The organism is Kitasatospora saccharophila (assembly GCF_039529925.1).
GTDB lineage: Bacteria > Actinomycetota > Actinomycetes > Streptomycetales > Streptomycetaceae > Kitasatospora > Kitasatospora saccharophila.
Genome location: NZ_BAAANS010000048.1, coordinates 15,247 through 35,630 on the forward strand (window position 1 = coordinate 15,247; position 20,384 = coordinate 35,630).

At 74.8% G+C, this 20,384-nt stretch carries 19 protein-coding genes; 12 read left to right on the forward strand and 7 right to left on the reverse strand.

All coding sequences use genetic code 11. From position 1 onward, the window contains the following. Positions 1 to 92: 92 nt before the first annotated feature. The 4 genes from ABD345_RS29090 to ABD345_RS29105 all read left to right on the forward strand — a co-directional run bounded on the left by ABD345_RS29090 (position 93) and on the right by ABD345_RS29105 (position 6,132). The gene (locus tag ABD345_RS29090; protein WP_344556312.1) at positions 93 to 1,385 is read left to right on the forward strand and encodes an ABC transporter substrate-binding protein; all 1,293 of its coding nucleotides are present in this window, start codon (positions 93 to 95) and stop codon (positions 1,383 to 1,385) included. Between the two features lie 248 nt (positions 1,386 to 1,633). Then, entirely contained in the window at positions 1,634 to 4,045 is a 2,412-nt protein-coding gene (locus ABD345_RS29095) for a glycoside hydrolase family 2 protein (RefSeq protein WP_344556314.1), read from the forward strand. 232 nt (positions 4,046 to 4,277) lie between these two features. Beyond that, the gene (locus ABD345_RS29100; RefSeq protein ID WP_344556316.1) at positions 4,278 to 5,105 is read left to right on the forward strand and encodes an alpha/beta fold hydrolase; all 828 of its coding nucleotides are present in this window, start codon (positions 4,278 to 4,280) and stop codon (positions 5,103 to 5,105) included. 34 nt (positions 5,106 to 5,139) lie between these two features. Continuing rightward, positions 5,140 to 6,132, forward strand: a complete 993-nt coding sequence (locus tag ABD345_RS29105) for an ADP-ribosylglycohydrolase family protein (RefSeq protein WP_344556318.1) — start codon at positions 5,140 to 5,142, stop codon at positions 6,130 to 6,132. Positions 6,133 to 6,138: 6 nt separating this feature from the next. On the opposite strand, the gene ABD345_RS29110 is transcribed toward ABD345_RS29105, so the two are convergent. After that, positions 6,139 to 7,101 (reverse strand): aldo/keto reductase, encoded by a 963-nt coding sequence (locus ABD345_RS29110; RefSeq protein ID WP_344556320.1) that lies wholly within the window; start codon positions 7,099 to 7,101, stop codon positions 6,139 to 6,141. A 348-nt stretch (positions 7,102 to 7,449) separates the two neighbouring features. Here ABD345_RS29110 and ABD345_RS29115 point away from each other — a divergent pair, with 348 nt between their 5' ends. The 3 genes from ABD345_RS29115 to ABD345_RS29125 all read left to right on the forward strand — a co-directional run bounded on the left by ABD345_RS29115 (position 7,450) and on the right by ABD345_RS29125 (position 9,884). Next, the gene (locus tag ABD345_RS29115; protein ID WP_344556322.1) at positions 7,450 to 8,124 is read left to right on the forward strand and encodes a DedA family protein; all 675 of its coding nucleotides are present in this window, start codon (positions 7,450 to 7,452) and stop codon (positions 8,122 to 8,124) included. 123 nt (positions 8,125 to 8,247) lie between these two features. Next, positions 8,248 to 8,925: an O-methyltransferase gene (locus ABD345_RS29120; protein WP_344556324.1), complete on the forward strand. Its 678-nt coding sequence runs from the start codon at positions 8,248 to 8,250 to the stop codon at positions 8,923 to 8,925. Positions 8,926 to 8,993: 68 nt separating this feature from the next. Further along, the gene (locus ABD345_RS29125) at positions 8,994 to 9,884 is read left to right on the forward strand and encodes a Gfo/Idh/MocA family protein (protein ID WP_344556326.1); all 891 of its coding nucleotides are present in this window, start codon (positions 8,994 to 8,996) and stop codon (positions 9,882 to 9,884) included. A gap of 5 nt (positions 9,885 to 9,889) precedes the next feature. Here the strand turns inward: ABD345_RS29125 and ABD345_RS29130 are convergent, their stop codons facing one another. Then, positions 9,890 to 10,978 (reverse strand): hypothetical protein, encoded by a 1,089-nt coding sequence (locus ABD345_RS29130; RefSeq protein WP_344556328.1) that lies wholly within the window; start codon positions 10,976 to 10,978, stop codon positions 9,890 to 9,892. A gap of 169 nt (positions 10,979 to 11,147) precedes the next feature. On the opposite strand from ABD345_RS29130, the gene ABD345_RS29135 reads away from it, so the two are divergent. Continuing rightward, a complete protein-coding gene (locus ABD345_RS29135) occupies positions 11,148 to 12,341 on the forward strand; it encodes a damage-control phosphatase ARMT1 family protein (RefSeq protein ID WP_344556330.1) in 1,194 nt (397 codons plus the stop codon). Between the two features lie 153 nt (positions 12,342 to 12,494). Here ABD345_RS29135 and ABD345_RS29140 read toward each other — a convergent pair whose 3' ends face one another. From ABD345_RS29140 to ABD345_RS29150, 3 genes are all read right to left on the reverse strand, one after another. After that, complete coding sequence (locus ABD345_RS29140) at positions 12,495 to 13,253, reverse strand: hypothetical protein (protein WP_344556332.1); 759 nt, start codon at positions 13,251 to 13,253, stop codon at positions 12,495 to 12,497. A 55-nt stretch (positions 13,254 to 13,308) separates the two neighbouring features. After that, positions 13,309 to 13,824 carry a DinB family protein gene (locus tag ABD345_RS29145; RefSeq protein ID WP_344556334.1) on the reverse strand — a complete coding sequence of 172 codons (516 nt, stop codon included), beginning with the start codon at positions 13,822 to 13,824 and terminating at the stop codon, positions 13,309 to 13,311. Between the two features lie 88 nt (positions 13,825 to 13,912). Continuing rightward, entirely contained in the window at positions 13,913 to 14,299 is a 387-nt protein-coding gene (locus ABD345_RS29150; protein WP_344556336.1) for a hypothetical protein, read from the reverse strand. A gap of 72 nt (positions 14,300 to 14,371) precedes the next feature. Between ABD345_RS29150 and ABD345_RS29155 the strand changes: the two genes are divergently transcribed. Beyond that, positions 14,372 to 15,319, forward strand: a complete 948-nt coding sequence (locus ABD345_RS29155; RefSeq protein WP_344556338.1) for a GNAT family N-acetyltransferase — start codon at positions 14,372 to 14,374, stop codon at positions 15,317 to 15,319. An 87-nt stretch (positions 15,320 to 15,406) separates the two neighbouring features. Further along, entirely contained in the window at positions 15,407 to 16,153 is a 747-nt protein-coding gene (locus ABD345_RS29160) for a class I SAM-dependent methyltransferase (protein WP_344556340.1), read from the forward strand. 58 nt (positions 16,154 to 16,211) lie between these two features. Here ABD345_RS29160 and ABD345_RS29165 read toward each other — a convergent pair whose 3' ends face one another. Together ABD345_RS29165 and ABD345_RS29170 are read right to left on the reverse strand one after the other, a co-directional pair. Continuing rightward, the gene (locus ABD345_RS29165) at positions 16,212 to 16,844 is read right to left on the reverse strand and encodes a LysE family translocator (RefSeq protein WP_344556342.1); all 633 of its coding nucleotides are present in this window, start codon (positions 16,842 to 16,844) and stop codon (positions 16,212 to 16,214) included. A gap of 193 nt (positions 16,845 to 17,037) precedes the next feature. Beyond that, entirely contained in the window at positions 17,038 to 17,904 is an 867-nt protein-coding gene (locus ABD345_RS29170) for a lysozyme (protein ID WP_344556344.1), read from the reverse strand. Positions 17,905 to 18,182: 278 nt separating this feature from the next. Between ABD345_RS29170 and ABD345_RS29175 the strand changes: the two genes are divergently transcribed. Together ABD345_RS29175 and ABD345_RS29180 are read left to right on the forward strand one after the other, a co-directional pair. Continuing rightward, a complete protein-coding gene (locus tag ABD345_RS29175) occupies positions 18,183 to 19,130 on the forward strand; it encodes a metallophosphoesterase family protein (protein WP_344556346.1) in 948 nt (315 codons plus the stop codon). Positions 19,131 to 19,210: 80 nt separating this feature from the next. After that, entirely contained in the window at positions 19,211 to 20,344 is a 1,134-nt protein-coding gene (locus ABD345_RS29180) for a DNA glycosylase AlkZ-like family protein (protein ID WP_344556348.1), read from the forward strand. Positions 20,345 to 20,384: the final 40 nt, after the last annotated feature.

Sequence of the window (20,384 nt, forward strand, 5' to 3'; positions counted from 1 at the left end):
GTCCGGCAGTTGCCACGGCGGCGGCTGCCGGACGGCCGGGGGTCGAGCACGAGTACGAGCACGAGGAAGCGATGCGCAGAGGATGGACCGCCGTGGGCACGGCGACCGCACTGGCCCTGGCCCTGGGTGGGTGCACCGACGGCGGTCCCGCCCCGCTCAAGGGGGTGGTGGCGGAGGCCGACCGGTCGAAGGTGAGCGGGTCGATCACCGTGCTGACCAACCGGGTGGACCAGGTGAACGGCGGGCTGCTGAAGAAGTACGCGGCCGAGTTCAACAAGCTCTACCCGAAGGTGCGGGTGAACTTCGAGGGCCTGGTGGACTACGAGGGCGAGGTCGGCAAGCGGCTGGCCGAGGGCAACTACGGGGACGTGCTGCTGATCCCGGACAGCCTGGACGCGGGCCGGTTCCCCACCTACTTCAGCTCGTTGGGGAACTCGCGCGAGCTGTCCGACACCTTCGACTACATCGACTACGGCACCGTCGACGAGCACGTGTACGGCATCGCCAACATCGGCATCGCCTCCGGGCTGGTCTACAACAAGGCGGTGTGGGCGAAGGCCGGGATCACCGAGTGGCCGGCCACCCCGGACCGGTTCATCGCCGACCTGAAGGCGGTCAAGGAGAAGACCCAGGCCATCCCGTACTACACCAACTACCACGACGGCTGGCCGCTGCGGCAGTGGTCGGACGCGATCGGCGTGCCCAGCTGCGACAACACCGCGCGGGACAGGCTGGCCGCCACCGCGGCCCCCTGGACGCCCGGCGCGGACCTGTACGAGATCGACAGCCTGCTGTACCGGGCCGTCCACGAGAAGCTCACCGAGTCCGAGCCGCAGGCCACCGACTGGGAGCGGTCCAAGCAGCTGCTCGGCACCGGCCGGGTCGCCACCATGGAGCTGGGCTCCTGGGCGGTCTCGCAGATGCGCGAGGCGGCGACCGAGGCGGGGGCGAACCCGGACGACATCGGGTTCATGCCGCTGCCGGTGCAGCACGACGGGCACTTCTGCACCGTCGTGCAGCCGGACTACAAGTACGCGGTGAACGTGCACTCGCCCCACCAGGACGCCGCGAAGGCGTGGTTGGAGTGGTACATCACCCGCTCCGGCAGCGCCGCCGACGACGAGTCGATCTCCTCGGTGCGCGGGGCGAAGCTGCCCGCCTCGCTGCAGCCGCTGGACGACCGGGCGGTGCGGATGATCCCGCAGACCCGGGAGCAGCTGGCGAAGGTCGACGCGATCGACAGGGCGGCGGGCATCGGCCTGGACGCGCCCGACTACCGGCGCAAGCTGGTGGACCTGGCGACCGGCGCCGCCCCCGGCGACCTGGACTCCTACTTCGCCGACCTCAACCGGCGCTGGGGGAGGGCGCAGAAGGCCGCGGGCTGAGCGCCCCGGAGCGCCACCACCACTAGTGAACCGGTAAAGCTGCCATGCCGCCCCACCCGTCCGTGACGGGTGGGGCGGCAGTGTGCTTCCGGGCTTCCGTGCAGTTGGCGCCGGAGAGAACGATCACTGAAACCCATCAAGGTATTCACGTAACCGGTTTATAGACAGGGCCGCTCCGGCGGGTTACGGTTCTGCTCGCGCCGCAAACCCGACCACCGGTCCGGCCGAACGACCAAGGAGCCGCACGCATGAAGGACACCACCCCGCTCGACCAGGGCTGGAGCCTGCACCACGAAGGGGACCGGCTGCCCGCGACCGTCCCGGGCTGCGTCCACACCGACCTGCTGGACGCCGGGCTGATCCCCGACCCGTTCCTGGACGCCAACGAGCTGGAGGTGGCCTGGGTCGGCCGCCGCGACTGGACCTACACGCTGGAACTGCCCGCCCACGGCAGCCGCCACGAGCGCACCGACCTGGTCTTCGACGGCCTCGACACCGCCGCCACCGTCACCCTCGGCGGCCGCGAGCTCGGCTCCACCCGCAACATGCACCGCCGCTACCGCTTCGACGCCACCGGCCTGGCCGGCGAGCTGGAGGTCGCGTTCACCAGCGCCTACACCGAGGCCGAGCGGGTCCGCGGCCTGGTCGGCGACCGGCCCAACGTCTACCCCGAGCCGTTCCAGTACATCCGCAAGATGGCCAGCAGCTTCGGCTGGGACTGGGGCCCCACCCTGCCCGGCGCGGGCATCTGGAAGCCCGCCCGGCTGGAGCACTGGTCCACCGCCCGGATCGCCGAGGTCCGCCCGCTGGTCACCGTCGACGGCGGCACCGGCCGGGTCGAGCTGCACGTCACCGTCGAGCGCACCGCGAGCGGCACCGGCCGCCCGCTCACCGTCCGCGCCTCGGTGGCCGGCGCCCTCGCCGAGACCGTCCTCGACGGCGACAGCGCCGTCCTCACCCTCGAAGCCGCCGACGTGGCCCTGTGGTGGCCCCGCGGCTACGGCGAACAGCCCCGCTACGACCTCGGCCTCACCCTCGCCGACGGCGACGACCCGCTCGACACCTGGCAGCGCCGGATCGGCTTCCGCACCGTCGAACTGCGCACCGCCCCCGACGCCACCGGCACCCCCTTCACCCTGGTCGTCAACGGCGAGCCGCTGTTCGTCCGCGGCGCCAACTGGATCCCCGACGACACCCTGATCACCCGGGTCACCCCCGCCCGCTACCGGCACCGCCTCCAGCAGGCCGCCGACGCCAACATCGACCTGATCCGGGTCTGGGGCGGCGGCATCTACGAGCAGGAGGGCTTCTACGAGACCTGCGACGAACTCGGCCTGCTGGTCTGGCAGGACTTCCTGTTCGCCTGCTCCGCCTACCCCGAGGAGCAGCCGCTGCGCGGCGAGATCGAGGCCGAGGCCCGCGACAACGTAGTCCGCCTGATGCCGCACCCCTCGCTGGTGCTGTGGAACGGCAACAACGAGAACCTCTGGGGCTTCCGCGACTGGGGCTGGGAGGAGGAGCTGACGGGCGACTCCTGGGGCGAGGGCTACTACCTCGGCCTGCTGCCCCGGATCGTCGCCGAACTCGACCCCACCCGCCCCTACTCGGCCGGCAGCCCCTGGTCCGGCAGCTGGGACCACCACCCCAACGACGTCGACCACGGCACCCACCACTCCTGGGAGGTGTGGAACCGGCAGGACTTCGCCGAGTACCGGGCCAGCGTCCCGCGCTTCGTCTCCGAGTTCGGCTGGCAGGCCCCGCCCGCGTACGCCACCCTGCGCCGCGCCCTGCCGACCGAGGAACTCGCCGCCGACTCGCCCGGCATGCTGCACCACCAGAAGGCCGAGGACGGCAACGGCAAGCTCGACCGCGGCGTCGCCCGGCACTTCGAACTGCCCACCGGCGCGGACGACTTCGACCGCTGGCACTACCTCACCCAGCTGATCCAGGCCCGCGCCATCGCCACCGGCATCGAGCACTGGCGCTCGCACTGGCCGCACTGCGCCGGCACCATCGTCTGGCAGATCAACGACTGCTGGCCGGTCTCCTCCTGGGCCGCGGTCGACGGCGACGGCCGGCTCAAGCCGCTCCACCACGAACTGCGCCGCCTGTACGCCGACCGGCTGCTCACCCTGCAGCCCGCCGACCGCGACGGCGCCCCCCGGATCGCCCTGGTCAACCAGTCCGCCGAGCCCTGGACCACCGCGCTGCGCCTGCGCCGCCTGGACGCCGACGGCAACGTGATCGCCGAGACCACCGCCGAGCTCACCGCCGACGCCCGCGCCGTCCACCGGCTGCCCGTCCCCGAGGGCCTGCTGCCCACCGACGGCTCCGGCAAGGAGTACCTGGTCGCCGACGCGGACGGCCTGCGCGCCGTGCACTTCCCCGTCCCCGACAAGGCGTTCGCCTACCCGGCCCCGGAGTTCGAGCTGGCCGTCGAGGAGGCCGGGGACGGCGCCCTCGACGTGGTCGTCACCGCCCGCACCCTGGTCCGCGACCTGCTGCTGCAGGCCGACCGGATCGACCCGGCGGCCGCCGCCGACCGCGGCCTGACCACCCTGCTGCCCGGCGAGCGCACCACCATCCGGGTGCACGGCGTCACCGGCACGCCGACCGCCGAGCAGGTCCGGGCGGCCGTCTTCTGCGTCGAACCGTCCTGAACGGCCCTGCGGTAGCGGCACGTTGAGAACCACGCCCGGGGCCGGGCCCGCCCACCGGCGGGCCCGGCCCCGGGCGCGTACGGGCCCGGTCCGGGTGCGCGCCGAGCACGGACGTGCCTTGAATGGTTGCGGTGCCGCCGTCCCGCCGCCCGGCCGTACGGACGCACCGCGACCACCCTTCCCCGCCGGGCCCGGCCGACCGCCGCCGCCCGGCCCCGGAACGGAGACACCCATGCCCCACTGCACCACCCGCGACGGCGTCGAGATCTTCTACAAGGACTGGGGGAGCGGCCGCCCGGTCGTCTTCATCCACGGCTGGCCGCTGAACGGCGACGCCTGGCAGGACCAGCTGAAGGCCGTCGCCGACGCCGGATTCCGCGGCATCGCCCACGACCGGCGCGGCCACGGCCGCTCCACCCCGGTGTTCGACGGCTACGACTTCGACACCTTCGCCGACGACCTGAACGACCTGCTCACCAGCCTCGACCTGCGCGACGTCACGCTCGTCGCGCACTCGATGGGCGGCGGCGAGCTGGCCCGCTACATCGGCCGGCACGGCACCTCCCGGATCAAGTCCGCGGTGCTGCTCTCCGCCATCCCGCCGCTGATGCTGCAGGGCCCGGACAACCCCGAGGGCGTCCCGCAGGAGGTCTTCGACGGCATCAAGGCCGGGATCCTCAAGGAGCGCTCGCAGTTCTGGAAGGACACCTCGGTCGGCTTCTTCTCCGCCAACCGGCCCGGCAACAAGGTCACCGAGGGCAACAAGGACGCCTTCTGGTACATGGCCATGGCCGAGACCATCGAGGGCGGCGTCGCCTGCGTGGACGCGTTCGCGCACACCGACTTCCACGAGGACCTGAAGAAGTTCGACGTCCCGCTGCTGGTCGTGCACGGCGACGACGACCAGGTCGTCCCGATCGACGCCACCGGCCGCAAGACCGCCGCGCTCGTCCCCGGCGCCCAGCTCAAGGTCTACGAGGGCGGCTCGCACGGCATCGCGCTGGTGCCCGGCGACAAGGAGAAGTTCAACCAGGACCTGATCGAGTTCCTCAAGTCCTGACGACCCCACCGGCGGTGCTGACAGGATCGGACGCATGACGACCATCAGCACCGCCGACGCCCGGCAGGCCGCCCGGGACGCGATGGAGGGCCTGGCCCTCGGGGACGCCTTCGGGCAGCGCTGGTTCGGCCCGGCCCGGGTGCCCGCCGAGGCGGTCGAGCGGATCCGGGCCCGGCGCACCCCCGAGGAGCCGCGCTGGCACTGGACCGACGACACCGCGATGGCCCTGTGCGTGTACCGGGCGCTGCTCGACCAGGACGGGATCAACCGCACCCGGCTGGCCGCGATGTTCGGCGCCACCTACCTGGCCGACCCGGCCCGCCGCTACGGCTACGGGATGACCAAGCTGCTGCCCGTCCTCGCCGAGCACCCGGAGCGCTGGCAGGCCGAGGCCCGGGCGCTGTTCGACGGGCAGGGCAGCCTCGGCAACGGCGCCGCGATGCGGGTCGCCCCGCTCGGCGCCTGGTTCGCGGCGGACCTGGACGAGGTCGCCGAGCAGGCCGAGTACTCCGCCGAGGTCACCCACACCCACCCCGAGGGCGTCGCCGGAGCGGTGGCCGTCGCGGTGGCCGCCGCGCTGGCGGCCCGGGGGCGGACCCCGGACGGCGCCCCGTACGGGGAGTCGCTGCTGCGCGAGGTCGCCGACCTCACCCCCGCCGGGGCGGTCCGGACGGGCCTCCGGGCCGCCGCCGAACTGCCCCGGGAGACGGACCCGGGCCGGGCCGCCGAACTGCTCGGCAACGGGCGGCTGATCAGCGCCGCCGACACCGTCCCGTTCGCGCTCTGGTCGGCCGCCCACCACCTGGAGGACCTGGCCGAGGGGCTGTGGACCGCCGCCGAGGGCCTCGGCGACGTCGACACCACCTGCGCGATCACCGGCGGCGTGATCGCCGCCGGCAGCGGGACGGCCGGGGTCCCGGCGGCCTGGCGGGAGCGGCGCGAGGCGCTGCCGGAGTGGGTGGCGCTGCCGGAGCGGCCGGAGCGGCCGGCGGGGTCGGAGGGATCGGCGGGGTCGGCGGGGGAGTAGCGGGCCTCACCCGGCGGGGGCGTCCTGCGGGGTTCCGGCCGGGGCGTCCGTCGGTGCTCCGGCCGGTGCTCCGGCCGGGGCGTCCAGCAGGGCGAGTTCGGCGGCGGTCAGGCGCAGTGCCCCGGCGTCCAGGTTCTCGGCCAGGTGGGCCGGGTCCGTGGTGCCGGGGATGGCCAGCACGTGCGGGCCGCGGTGCAGCGTCCAGGCGAGCCGGACCTGGGCGGGGGTGGCGCCGTGCGCGGCGGCGACGGCGTGCACCCGGGCGTCCCGCTCGGGGCCGGGCGCGGCCTCCCGGGCCGGGCCGGAGACGGCGAAGAACGGGACGAAGGCGATGCCGAGCTCGCGGCACAGCTCCAGCAGGCCGTTCTCGTCGGCGAGGCGGCGGTCCAGGCCGTAGGAGTTCTGCACGCACACCACGGGCGCGATCGCCCGGGCCTGGTGGAGGTGCTCGGGGCGGGCGTTGGACAGGCCCAGGTGCCGGATCAGTCCGGCCCGGCGGAGTTCGGCGAGGGCGCCGAAGTGCTCGGTGACGTCCGCCACGTCCGGCCCGTTGCGGCGCAGGTTGACCAGGTCGAGGTGGTCGGTGCCGAGCTGGCGCAGGTTCTCCTCCACCTGGGCGCGCAGCTGCTCGGGCCGGGCCATGGTGTACCAGGCGCCGTCGGGGGTGCGGCCGGGCCCGACCTTGGTGGCGACGGTGACGTGCCGGCCGTTCCGGTCGGCCAGCGCCCGGCCGATCAGTTCGTTGGCGGAGCGCAGCGGCGAGAAGTAGAACGAGGCGGTGTCGACGTGGTCGACGCCGTGCTCGAACGCGGTGCGCAGCAGCCGGAGGGCGGCCGCGCGGTCGAGCGGGGCGCGGTCGGAGCTGCCGTGCATGCCGTTGCCGGTCAGGCGCATCGCGCCGTACCCGAGCCGGTTGACGGTCAGGTCGCCGAGCTGCCAGGTGCCGGCCGCCGAGGCGGGTGCGGTCATGGTGTTCTCCCCCTGTGGTGGATCAGCCGGTGGGCCCGCTGGTGAGCTCGGTGGTGGGCCCGCTGTCGGTGCGTCAGGGGACGGAGTATGGGTGTGCGGAGGGGGGTCCGAACAGGGCCGCGGACCTTGAGCGATCTCACATCCGGAACGGGAACGAACCACCCGGCGCGCCGCGTTGGACCCGGTGTGCGGCAGGCGCCCGGGGCGGCGGTCGGCACCGGGGGAGAAGGCGCTCGGCAGGGCGGTCGGGAGCGGCTAGGCTGACCCGGCTGGTCCTTTACCGAAATTTTCCTGTGTGCCGTGCGACGTGTCGACGGCCTTGTCCTGCCCAGACGGAGGTACTCCGCCTTGCACGTCGACCAATGGATCAACGACGTCTCACCGACCCTGGTGTACGTCATCATCGGTCTGATCATCGGACTGGAGAGCCTGGGCATCCCGCTGCCCGGCGAGATCGCCCTGGTCACCGCCGCACTGCTGGCCGCCAAGGGCACCGTCAGTCCGTGGGGCGTGGCGCTCTGCGCGATCGCCGGCGCGATCATCGGCGACTCGATCGGCTACGCGATCGGGCACAAGGGCGGCAGGCCGCTGTTCGAGAAGCTCGGCCGGAAGTTCCCCAAGCACTTCGGGCCCGACCACCTGGCCACCGCCGAACGGCAGTTCCAGCGCTGGGGCATGTGGGCCGTCTTCTTCGGCCGCTTCGTCGCCCTGCTGCGGATCTTCGCGGGCCCGCTGGCCGGCACCCTGCGGATGCCGTACTGGAAGTTCCTGATCGCCAACGTGCTGGGCGGCGTGGTCTGGGCGGGCGGCACCACGCTGCTGGTCTACCAGGTCGGCAAGGTCGCCGAGAAGTACCTCCAGGGCGCCTCGTACATCGGGCTCGGCGCGGCCGTGCTGTTCGGCGCCGGGTCGGCGCTGTTCCTCAAGCGGAAGGCCAAGAAGTCCCGGGCCGCGCACCCGGAGCAGTCCGGCGGCAAGAGCGGCGAACCGCTCGCCGAGACCTTCGCGGAGACCGTCGACTGACCCCGCGCCGCCGCCCGCCCGGGGCCGCCGCGACCCCGACCGGGTCACGGCGGCCCCGGCGTGTCCGGGGGCGCTGGCGGGTAGGTTCGGCAGATCCGAAGTGATCGCGGAGTGGGGAGAACCATGCAGAACGACCCGCAGCTGTGGAGCGCGGTGGACGAGTACGCCGAGGCGCTGCTGATCGGCCCGGACCCGGACCTGGAGGCCGCGACGGAGGCCGCCGACGCGGCCGGGCTGCCGCCGATCGCGGTGGCCGCCAACCAGGGCAAGCTGCTGCACCTGCTGGCCCGGATCCGGGGCGCCCGGCGGATCCTGGAGATCGGCACGCTGGCCGGCTACAGCACCATCTGGCTGGCCCGCGCGCTGCCCGACGGCGGCACCCTGACCACCCTGGAGATCGACCCGGCGCACGCCGCCGTCGCCACCGCCAACCTGGAGCGGGCCGGCCTCGCCGACCGCGTCGAGGTCCGCCTCGGCCCGGCCCGGGACACCCTGGCGCAGCTGGTCGAGCAGGGCGGCGAACCGTACGACTTCTTCTTCGTCGACGCCGACAAGGCCAACATCCCGCACTACGTCGAGGCCGCCCTCGCCCTGGCGAGCCCCGGCGCGGTGATCGTGGTCGACAACGTGGTGCGCGCGGGCCGGCTCGCCGACACCGACAGCACCGACCCGGCCGTGCTCGGCGTGCGGCGGATGCACGAGCTGATCGCGGCCGAGAAGCGGCTGGACGCCACCACCGTGCAGACCGTCGGCAGCCGCGGCCACGACGGGTTCACCCTGATCAGGGTCCTGGAGGGGTAGGCCCGGGCGGGCCGCGCCGGGGGCCCCGGGCTCCCGGCGGCCGGCGCCGAGGTGGAAGACTGGGCGGCATGCGCATCGGACTCCTCGGCACCGGCCCCTGGGCGGGCTTCGTGCACGCCCCCGCCCTGGCCGCCCACCCCGACGTCACCTTCGCCGGCCTCTGGGGGCGCCGCCCCGAGGCCGCCGCCGAACTCGCCGCCGTGCACGGCGTCCCCACCTACCCGACGGTGGACGCCCTGCTCGCCGACGTGGACGCGGTCGCCATCGCCCTCCCGCCGGACGTCCAGGCCGAGTACGCGGCCCGGGCCGCCCAGGCTGGCAAGCACCTGCTGCTGGACAAGCCGGTCGCCGCGACCGTCGACGCCGCCCGCGCCGTCGAGGACGCGGTGGCCGCCTCCGGCGTCGCCTCGGTGGTCTTCTTCACCACCCGCTTCGGCCCCACCCAGGAAGCCTGGATCACCGAACAGGCCGCCGCAGGCGGCTGGTTCACCGCCCACTGCCACTGGATCGGCTCGGTCTTCACCACCGACAGCCCGTTCGCCGCCTCCCCCTGGCGCCAGCAGAAGGGCGCGCTGTGGGACGTCGGCCCGCACGCCCTGTCCGTGCTGCTGCCCGTCCTCGGCGACGTCGAGCAGCTCACCGCCGCCCCCGGCCCCGGCGACACCACCCACCTGGTGCTGCGCCACCGCGGCGACGCCTCCAGCACCGTCACGCTCAGCCTGACCGCCCCGCCCGCCGCCTCCGCGAACGGCGCCGCCGTCGAACTGCGCGGCACGGCCGGCGTCACCGCGCTGCCCGACCGCGACACCGAGGCCACCGACGCCTTCGGGCACGCCGTGGACGCCCTGCTCGCCGCCGCGCGGAGCGGCACCCCGCACGCCTGCGACGTCCGCTTCGGCCGCCGGGTGGTCGAGGTGCTGGCCGCCGCCGAGGAGCAGCTGCTGCGCGGCGGCAAGTAGCCGGCTCAGAGGTTGGCGGGCCGCCGGTCGGCCGGGCGGCGCGGCGGGATCGGCGTCGCCGGGAAGTCGCGCGGGCCGGTCCACAGCGCCGGGACGGCGTCCGCCCGGCGGGCCAGCTCGTAGGCGATCGACTCGTAGTTGACCCGCCAGCCCCGGAAGTGCGGCCACGCCTCCGCGACCGTCCGCTCCAGGCCCATGCCCGCCGCCGTCACCAGCGCCGCCGCCGCGTCGAACTCGGCGTACGTCAGCCGGATCGGCCCGTCCGGGTCCGGGTCCGGCTCGAACGGGACGCGCAGCGCCGTCGCGATGTCGCGCAGCGCCGTGAACCCGGCCCGCAGCAGCAGCCGGGCCTCCGGCGGCGCCGAGCGCGGGTTCAGCGCCAGCTGCATCGCGGCGGCGTCCATCACCGCGATCAGGCCCACCACCCAGCTGCGGTACGGCCGCGGCGAGCGGAACGAGATCAGCACCGGGTAGTTGGAGTGCCCCTCGCCGAGGTCCGCCGCCAGCCGCTCCCAGTCCCGGTACAGCTCCGGCAGCTCGCTCTCGGTGCGCACCAGCGCCTGCCGGGCCAGCAGCTCCGGGCCCCAGGCCGGCTCGCCCGCCCGCGACTGCAGCAGCGTCACCTCCAGCTCCCGCCGGTTGTACGCCCCGTACAGCGTCGGCAGGTAGGCGATCAGCAGCGCGATGATCAGTGGGCCGTTCGCCGCCGCCAGGAAGTCGATCACCGACAGGTGCAGCCGGTCGCCGCTGGCGAAACCCAGCGTGAACAGGCTCGACCCGGCCTCCCGGAACGCCACCCGCCACGCCAGGTCGGACGTCCCGCGCAGCAGCAGCGTGTACGCGCACAGCGTGGACAGCAGCCAGCAGCCCAGCATCCCCAGCAGGATCAGCGGCGCCAGCCAGGTCTGCGCCCGGTCGATCGCCCGGTAGCCGCCGAACGGCGCCGCGACCGTCCGCACCACCCGGCGCAGCACCGACCACAGCCGGATCACCAGCGCCGAGTACAACCCGCGCGGCACCACCAGGGTCCGCAGGATGCTGGCCGCCGTCGCCAGCAGCAGGGCGGCCCCGGCCACCGTGGAGATCACTCGCATGCGGTCATTGTGACGTGCCGCCGGGCGCGCACCGGCCGGGGGACACCCCCCGTGAAAGCATCGGAGCAGGAAGACCGAACCGCCGACCGCCGACCGCTGGCCGCCGACCGCTGGCCGCCGACCGCTGACCGCCGGCCGACCCGCCGAGCAGAGAGCCGAGCCGACACCCGTGCCGCACACCCCCGCGCCCGACGCGTCCGACGTCCCCGACCTTCCCGAACTCCCCGACGCGCCCGAGATCCGCATCGACGTCCCCGGCTCCTTCCCCCGGGCCGTCTTCCGGGAACGCCACCCCGTGCTGATCGGACAGGTGCTGGACGCGCTGCCCTACGGCCCCCGGCAGCGCGCGGCGCTGACGGAACTGCTCGCCCGCAGCACCGGCGGCGGAGTGCTGGAGCCGCCGGACGCGGACACCCCGGACGGCGCGCGGTGGCGGGCCTGGGGCGCGGGGCAGTGGGGGCGGCGCTGGGACGAGGCGCCGTTCCTGTGGGCGGAGAGCTGGTTCTACCGGCTGCTGCTGGAGGCCACCGGCTGGTTCCGGCCCGGCGCCTGGCAGGGCGTCGACCCGTTCGCCCCGTTCAAGGCCGCCGAACTCGCCGGACCGGCCGTCGACGCCGAACTCGCCGCGCTGGAAGCCGAGTCGGGGCGGGACGCGCTGCTGTCCGCCGCGCTCTGGGGCAACCGCGCCGACCTGAGCTTCCGGCTCACCGCGCCGGACGGCAGCGCGGAGTCCGGCCTGGTCGCCGACGACAGCGCCCGGCTGTGGGCCGTGCTGGAACGCGGCCGGGGCGGCCGGGTCGGCGTCGTCGCGGACAACGCCGGCCGCGAACTGCTGCCCGACCTGGTCCTGATCGACCACCTGCTGACCACCGGCCTGGCCGGGCAGGCCGTGCTGTACGTCAAGCCGCACCCCTACTTCCTCTCCGACGCCACCACCGCCGACACCCTCGCCGCCCTCACCCGGCTGCGCACCGCCCCCGGGAAGGCCGCCGCCGCGATCGGCGAACGGCTGTGGCGGGCGATGGGAGAGGGCACGCTGACGGTCCGCACCCACCCGTTCTTCTGCGCCCCGCTGCCGTACGACGCGATGCCCGCCGACCTGCGCGCCGAACTCGCCGGAGCCACCCTCACCGTGCTCAAGGGCGACCTCAACTACCGCCGCCTGGTGGGCGACCGGCACTGGCCGCCGACCACCCCCTTCGCCGCGCTCACCGGCTACTTCCCCACCCCCGTCGCGGCCCTGCGCACCCTCAAGTCGGACGTCGCCGTCGGCCTCGCCCCCGACACCGTCTCCCGCCTCGACGCCACCGGCACCCCCTGGCGCACCAGCGGCCGGCACGCCCTGATCCAGGTCCACGGGTAGCCCGTCGATCCCGCCAACAGGTGTCGGTGGCCGTCGAGTTCGGGTTCGCGTTCGGCGATCCGACGGGCCGGTGGGCGAGCGGGGCCAGTCGGGCGGCGAGTTCGACGCCCCGTGTGGTCAACTCGCCTATTTATCAACATGATTGACGAACTGTCAGGGAAGCTTGAACCAGGGGTGCTTCGGCTGCGGGGTGGCGGGTGCCGGGGCGGGGAGGGTGTCGCGGTGGATCACGGGCAGGCCGCGGCGGTCCAGGTCGGTGACGGTGTCCGCGTGCGCGGCGGGGTGCAGCGGGACGACGGCGACCTCCGGGTAGGCCAGGTGGCGCAGGGCCGGTTCGCGGAGCAGCGTCCGCAGCAGGTGGTTGGCGGCCGGGCCGGGCGGGTCCTCGTCCACGGCGACGTGCAGCAGGAGTTGGGGGTCGGGGGAGTCCGGCCAGCAGGCTCGGGACAGCCAGGCGGTGCGGACCGCCGGGAAGGCGCTCATCCGCCGGGCCAGCGCCTCGTGCAGGGCCGCCGCGTCCGGGCCGGTCGGCGGGTCGAGCTGCAGCCGGTCGCCGGGGAAGTCGCGCGCCCAGGCGTCCAGGACGGCCCGGGGCAGCTTCCACTCGCCCTGCGGGGAACGGAGCACCAGCCACACCGCCCCGCTGCCCTCCAGCAGGTCCATCAGCTGGGCCGCGTCGTGGTACGCGACGCCGACGGCTTCCGGGAGGCCCCGGGCGAGCCGGGGGTCGGCGAACCCGAGCAGCACCCGTCCGCCCTCCGGGTCGCGGCCGGTGATCACCACCCCGGGTGCGGAGACCGGGACGTACAGCCCGCCGTCGAACAGCGCGATGAACAAGTCCATCGGGTCGGGCGCCTGGCCGTCGAAGCAGTCGAGGAGCTGGGCGAGGTGCGGGTTGGACGGTGTGATCACGCCCGGAGCGTAGTCACCCCCGGCGGACGGCGTGCCGCCGGGGGTGCGCCGGGTGCTACCGGCCGGTGCGGCCGTCGAGGAGTTCGCGCAGGACGTCGAGGTGGCCGTTGTGCCGGGAGGTCTCCTCGATCAGGTGCAGCAGGATCCACCGCAGGTCGGGGTGGAGGCCGTCGCGGATCGACTGCTCGGCCGGGGTGTCCAGGTCGTGCGCGGCGACGAGCTCCCGGAGCCGGACGCTCTGCTCCTCGTACTCGTCGAGCAGTCGCGGCAGCGGGACGTCGACCGCGGTGCGCATCTCCGGGTCCGGGTCCTCGTCGGTGGCGTCTGCCAGCGGGCCTTCGAGCGGGCCGCCGAGGAGGACCACGTCCAGCCAGTAGTGCTCGACCCAGCGCAGGTGGCTGATCAGCCCGCAGGCCGTCATCAGCGGGGAGCCGGGCAGCGGCGCCCGGCGGGCGTCCTCGGCGGAGAGGCCCTCGCACTTGGCCCGCGCGGTGGCCCGGGCGTAGTCGAGGAAGGTGGTCAGCTGGGTGCGCTCGTCCCAGGAGGGCGGCGTATCGGTTCGCTCGGTCATCGCAGGCATTCTGGAACATTCCCGGCGCGGCCGCGACGGGTTTTCCGCCGGGCCGTCGGGTCGCCGGGCTGTCGGGTCGCCGGGCCGGTCAGTGCGGTACGACGGGCGGCGCCGGCTCCGCGTCCTGCGGGAGCAGCGGTCGGGAGGGCAGCGTCGTGCCCGCGAGCAGGGCGGCCGGCAGCAGGCAGCCGACCGTCCACCAGGGCGGGGTGTCGGCGGTGCCGTGCAGGACCGAGGTGCCGACGGCCCGGCCCGTGAACTGGGCGGTGACCAGGGCGCCCGCGGCCCCGCCGGCCAGCCGGGGGACGGCCGTCGCGGCCGCGCGGGAGAGCGCCGGGACGAGGGCCAGGCCGATCACGGACGGTACGAGCATCGCCGGGCTCGGCCACTCCTGGTCGTCCCCGTCGGTGCGGGCGGCGATCTGCTCGGGGGTGGGGCGGCGGGCCGGGTCGGCCGCCCGGCGGCGGAAAAGCACTTGGGGCGGCCGGGGTCGGACGGTAGAAAGGCCGCAGGCGCGACGGCGCCGGGCGACGGAGGGGGAGCGGCGATGGCGCTGCCGGACGGAATGACGGTGCGGCCCGCGACGGGCGCGGACGCGGCGGCGGTCTGCGCGCTGCTCAACCGGGTCGACGAGATCGAGACCGGCCAGCCGGGCACCGACCTCGCCGAGGTCGAACGGGAACTCGCGCACCCCGAACTGGACTTGGCCCGCGACAGCTGGCTCCTGCACGACACCGACGGGCAGTTGGTCGGCTACGGGCTGGTCCGTGACCGCTCCGGCGCCGAGCGGATCGACCTCGACCAGTACCTGCTGCCCGACCAACTCGCGGGCGGGCTCCACCTGTTCGACCTGATGGAGGCGCGCGCCGTCGCCCTCGCCCGCCGCAACGGCGCCGAGCGCGCCGTGCTGCACCTGCTGCTCAACACCGAACCCACCACCGACACCGACGCGCTGCGCGCCCGCGGCTGGCAGCACGTCCGCCGCCACCACGCCCTGCGCCGCGAGGTCTCCCCGCGCACCGACCCGCCGCCCGCGCCCCCGGCCGGAGTCCGGCTGCGCGACTGCGCCCGGGAGGCCGACCGGCGGGCCGCGCACCGGCTGGTCCAGCAGACCTTCGCCGCGCACTACGACTTCAGGGCCCGCGACTACCCGCAGTGGCTGCGGGACATCGGCGCCGAGGACGTCGACTGGTCCCGGGTGTGGATCGCCGCCCTCGACGGCCACGGGGACGTCGCGGTGCTGCGCACCGGCCTGCGCCCGCCCGCCACCGCCTGGGCCTACAACCTCGGCGTGCTGCCCGCGGCCCGCGGCCGCGGCATCGGCGGTTACCTGCTGCGGCACTTCTTCGCCGACGCCGCCGCCCGGGGCCTGCCGACCGCCGCGCTGGGCGTCGACACCGGCAACGCCACCGGCGCGATGGCGCTCTACCTCGGGCACGGCATGGAACTCCAGTTCGCCGTCGACACCTGGGCGCTCGAACTGCCCACCGCCTGACCGGAGTCCGCGCCCGGCCGGGACCCGCGCCCGGCCGGGACCCGCCCCCGCCTCCCGCCCCTCCCGTACCGGAAGTGAGCACCACCCGTGGCCGACACCGTCTACGACGCCCGCACCGCCGCCGACTACCGGGCCGCCCGGGAAGTGCCCCGCGAGGGCCTGGACGCCTGGCGGGAGGCGATCGCCGAGCACCTCCCGCCGGGCCCCGGCGCCACCGTGCTCGACGTCGGCGCCGGCACCGGGGCCTTCGCCACCGCGTTCCGCGACTGGTACGGCGCGCACGTGCTGGCCGTCGAACCGGCGGCGGCCATGCGGGAGTTGATCCCGGCCGGGGAGGGCGTCACGGTGCTCGACGGGCGGGCCGAACGGCTGCCCGTCGCGGACGCCGCGGCCGACGCCGCCTGGCTCGGTTCCGTCGTCCACCACCTGACCGATCTCGACGCCGCCGCACGGGAGTTGCACCGGGCGCTGCGTCCCGGCGGGCCGGTGCTGATCCGCAACGCCTTCCCCGGCCGGTGCGAACGCGACCTGCGGGTGCGGTACTTCCCCGAGACCGCCGCCGGGATCGACGACTACCCGAGCGTGCGGCGGGTCACGGCGGCGTTCACCGCGGCCGGGTTCACCCGGGTCGCCCTGCGCGCCCTGCCGCAGCGCTCCGCGCCGACACTGGCCGCGTACGCCGCGGGCCTGCGCCGCGACGCGGACAGCAAACTGCGGGCGCTGAGCGAGGACGCCTGGCAGGCCGGACTCGACCGACTGCACCGCGCAGCCGCCGAACACCCGACCGAGCCGGCCGTCAGCTGGATGGACCTCCTGGTGCTGCAACGGAGTTGAGCACCCCCGCGGCACCGCCGGGCCCGCGGCACCGCCGCGTCCGCGTCCGGGTCCGCGTTCAGCGTTCGACGGCGAGCCGCACGCCCAGTCCGATGAACACGCCGCCGGTCGCCACGTCGAGTCGGCGGCGGGCGGCCCGGCGGCGGGCGAGCCAGTTGCCGATCCGGCCGGCGAGGACGCCCACGGTGCCGTCCACCAGGAACTCCAGTCCGACGAAGACCGCGCCGAGGAGCACGAACTGCAGCCAGACGCGGCCGAGTCCGGGGTCGACGAACTGCGGGAGGAAGGCGATCGTGAAGGTGACCATCTTCGGGTTCACCAGGTTGGTCAGCAGCCCGCGGAAGAACGCGCTCCGGCCGGAGAGCGCGCCCGTGCCCGGGTCGGTGGCGGTCAGCCCCTCGCCGCGGTGGCGGATGGCCTGCACGCCGAGGTGCACGAGGTAGCCGGCACCCGCCAGGCGCAGCGCGGTGAACGCGGTCGGCGCGGCGGCGAAGAACGCGGACAGGCCCGCGGCCGCGAGCGTGATGTGCACGATCTCGCTGCTCGCGACCCCGGCGGTGGCGAGCAGCCCGGCGCGCGGGCCGCCGCGGATCCCGCAGCCGAGGACGAACAGCATGTCGGGACCCGGGCTGATCATCGCGACGAAGGTGGTGGCCAGGAAGAGGGCGAAGAGGTGCGGATCTACGGGCACGGCCCGATGCTCGCGCGGGCGGAGCGGTTCGCACAAGCACCGGGCACGGTCCGGGGAGCGCTTTCGGCCAGCCGCCGCCGGGCCCGCCCGCCGCCGGGGCCCGGTCGTCGCCGGGCCCGCCCGCGGCCGGTGCGGGGCGTGTTCCGGCCGTGGGCGGGTCACGGTGCGGCGGGCTCCCCGCGCGCGGGTGGCGTCAGCCGTTGGCGAGCGCCTGGACGCGGTCGAGCGCGCCGTTGAAGTAGTCCTGGTCGCCGGGCAGCGTGCCGGAGTCGGCGTACTGCCAGATGGTCTGGTAGGACCAGCCGGCCGGCAGGGTGCCGACGGCGGTGGAGTAGCGGGCTATCCAGAGCGGGTTGGTGGTGGCGAAGGAGCCGTTGTTGCCGGTGCAGGTGCTCCACCAGTTGGTGGTGGTGTAGATCACCGGGTACCGGCCGGTCTTGGTGTGCACGGTGTTGGAGAAGTCGCGGATCCAGCTGACCATCCCGGCCTGGCTCAGGCCGTAGCAGGTCGCGCCGTACGGGTTGTACTCGATGTCCAGGGCGGGCGGCAGGGTCTTGCCGTCCTTGGACCAGCCGCCGCCGTGGGCGACGAAGTACGCGGCCTGGGTGGCGCCGCTGGAGACGTTCGGCAGCGCGAAGTGGTAGGCGCCGCGGATCATTCCGACGTTGTAGGAGCCGTTGTACTGCTGGGCGAAGTACGCGTTGGTGTAGGTGGTGCCCTCGGTGGCCTTGACGTAGGCGAACCGGGCGCCGTTGGCGTAGGCGGTGCTCCAGGCGACGTTGCCCTGGTAGCTGGAGACGTCCATCCCCTTGGTCTGGGTGGTGGCGGCCAGAGCTGCGAAGGTGCTCGCGGTGTCGGTTGGGTCGGCGGCGCCGCGGCCCTCGCGGGCGGCGACGGTCGAGCCGGCGTGGTCCTGCTCGGGGTGGAAGCCGGCCGGGACGCCCGGCTGGGCGGCCTGGGCGGGGGTGGTGGCGACGGCGGCGGTGCCGAGCAGCAGGGCCGCGGTGGCGGCCGCGGTGGCGGCGCGGCGGAGGGTGCGGATGGTGCCGGAGACGGGCATGACGACTCCTCGATCCGGTGGCAGCGGCCCGGTCGGCCGCATGCGGAGAAGATATAGTCATGGCCCCGTCAGTCAACAGAGTGTTGAAACCACATATCGAATGAATGTATGTAGAGCGAACAGCCATAGGTGTGACAAATGAACACCCGTCGTTCCGCCGGATGTTGACGGAGTGACAGGAGGGACGCGTGCTGGCGCACCCGGCCGCGCCGGAGGTAGCGTGTCCACGCGCGTCCCGCTGCCGGGACGACCGGACCGAGACGAACGATGGGGGAGCGGTGCCGGACGGACGCCTGCTCGCGGTGAGCGACCTGCACGTCGGCATCACCGAGAACCGCTCCACGCTGGACGCCCTCCGCCCGACCGGCCCCGACGACTGGCTGATCGTCGCGGGCGACGTCGCCGAGCGCGTCCGGGACGTCGAAGCCACCCTGCGCTTCCTCACCGGCCGCTTCGCCAAGGTCCTCTGGACCCCCGGCAACCACGAACTGTGGAGCACCGCCGACGAGCAGTCCGAACTCGCCGCCCCCGCGCGCTACCGCCTGCTGGTCGAACGCTGCCGCGCCCTCGGCGTCGCCACCCCCGAGGACCCGTACCCCGTCTGGTACGGCCCCGACGGCCCGTACGCCGTCGCCCCCGTGTTCACCCTCTACGACTACAGCTGGCGGGTGCCCGGCGTCACCGACAAGCAGCAGTCGCTCGCCCGCGCCCACGAGAACGGCGTGGTCTGCACCGACGAGTACCGGATCGACCCCGCCCCGCACCCCGCCGTCGACGACTGGTGCCGCGAGCGCGTCGCCGCCACCGAGCGGGCGCTCGCCGCGCACGATCCCGGACTGCCGCTGGTCCTGGCGAGCCACTGGCCGCTCGACCGCCGCCCCACCGACGTCCTGCGCTACCCCGACTTCGCCCAGTGGTGCGGCACCGAACTCACCGCCGACTGGCACCGCCGCTTCAACGTCGCCGCCGTGGTCTACGGCCACCTGCACATCCCCCGCACCACCTGGTACGACGGCGTCCGCTTCGAGGAGGTCTCGCTCGGCTACCCCCGCGAGTGGCGCCGCCGCGGCCACCCGCGCGGACTGCTCCGCCAGGTCCTGCCCTACCCCGGCCCGGCCGAACAGCCGGTCCCGCCACCGCCGCCCGCCGACGCGAAGCCCGACGCCAAGCCCAGCTCGAAGCCCGACGCGAAGCCCGGTTCGACGTCCGGCGCGAAGCCCGCCTGACGGCCCGTCCGGAGGCCCGTCGTCGGTGCCGGCCGCTAGCCTCGCGACCGTACGGGCGATCGCACGGAGGGGAGCGGGTCTTGGGCGATACCGAACTGACGACGGCGCAGGTGCTGGAGTGGCGGCTGCGCCGGCAGCACCTGGGCGCGGGGCGGGCGGCGGACGGTCCGGTCGCCGTCGTCCGGCGGCTCGCCGGGGTGCAGGCCCAGGTCCCGGCCGCCGCCGAGCTGGCCGTCGCCCTGCGCACCGGACCGGCCGGGCCCGGGGAGCTGCGCGCGGACCTCGCGGCGGGCCGCCTGCTGCGCACCTGGGCCCAGCGCGGCACCCTGCACCTGCTCGACCCGGGCACCGCCGCCGACGCGCTGGCCCTGATCGGCTCCGCCCGGACCTGGGAGAAGCCCGCCTGGACCAGGCAGTTCGGCGCCACCCCCGCCCAGGTCGCCCGACTCGTGGAAGTCGTCGGCGAGTTGCTCCACGGCGCGGTGCTGAGCCGGGAGGAGCTGACGGCGGCGCTCGCCGCCGACCCCCGGTTCGCCCCGCTCGCCGAGCAGCTGGCCTCGGGCTGGGGCGTCCTGTTGAAACCGCTGGCCTGGCAGGGCGTGCTCTGCCACGCGCCCGCCCCCGGCGGCCGGGCCGCCTTCACCCACCCGGCGAGCCACAGCCCCGACTGGCCCGGCCTCCCCCCGGTCGAGCAGGCCGGGCCGCGCCTGCTCACCGCCTACCTCGGCGCGTACGGCCCGGCCGGCCTGGACCGCTTCGACGCCTGGCTGTCCCGCAACAGCCTGCGCAGGACCGTCCTCAAGGGCTTCGCCGCCGCCCTCGGCGACCGGCTCACCGAGGTCACCGTCGACGGCGCACCCGCCTACGCGCTCACCGAGCACCTCGACGAGCTGGCCGCCACCGCCCCCACCGCCTCCGTCCACCTGCTCGGGGCCTTCGACCAGTACGTGCTGGGCCCCGGCACCAAGGCCACCGAGATCCTCCCCGCCGCCCACCGCGCCAAGGTCAGCCGCACCGCGGGCTGGATCTCCCCGCTGCTGCTGGTCGACGGCCGGATCACCGGCACCTGGGAGCAGGACGGCCCCGCCCTCACCGTCACCCCGTTCGAGCAGCCCCCGCCCGCCGCCGCCCTGACCGCCGCCGCCGAACGCCTGGCCGCCGCGACCGGGACGGCCGTCCCCGAGCTGCGGGTGGTCCCAGCCGACCCGGCCTGACCCGACCTGACCGGCGGGGTGGGCGACGGGGAACGCGCCG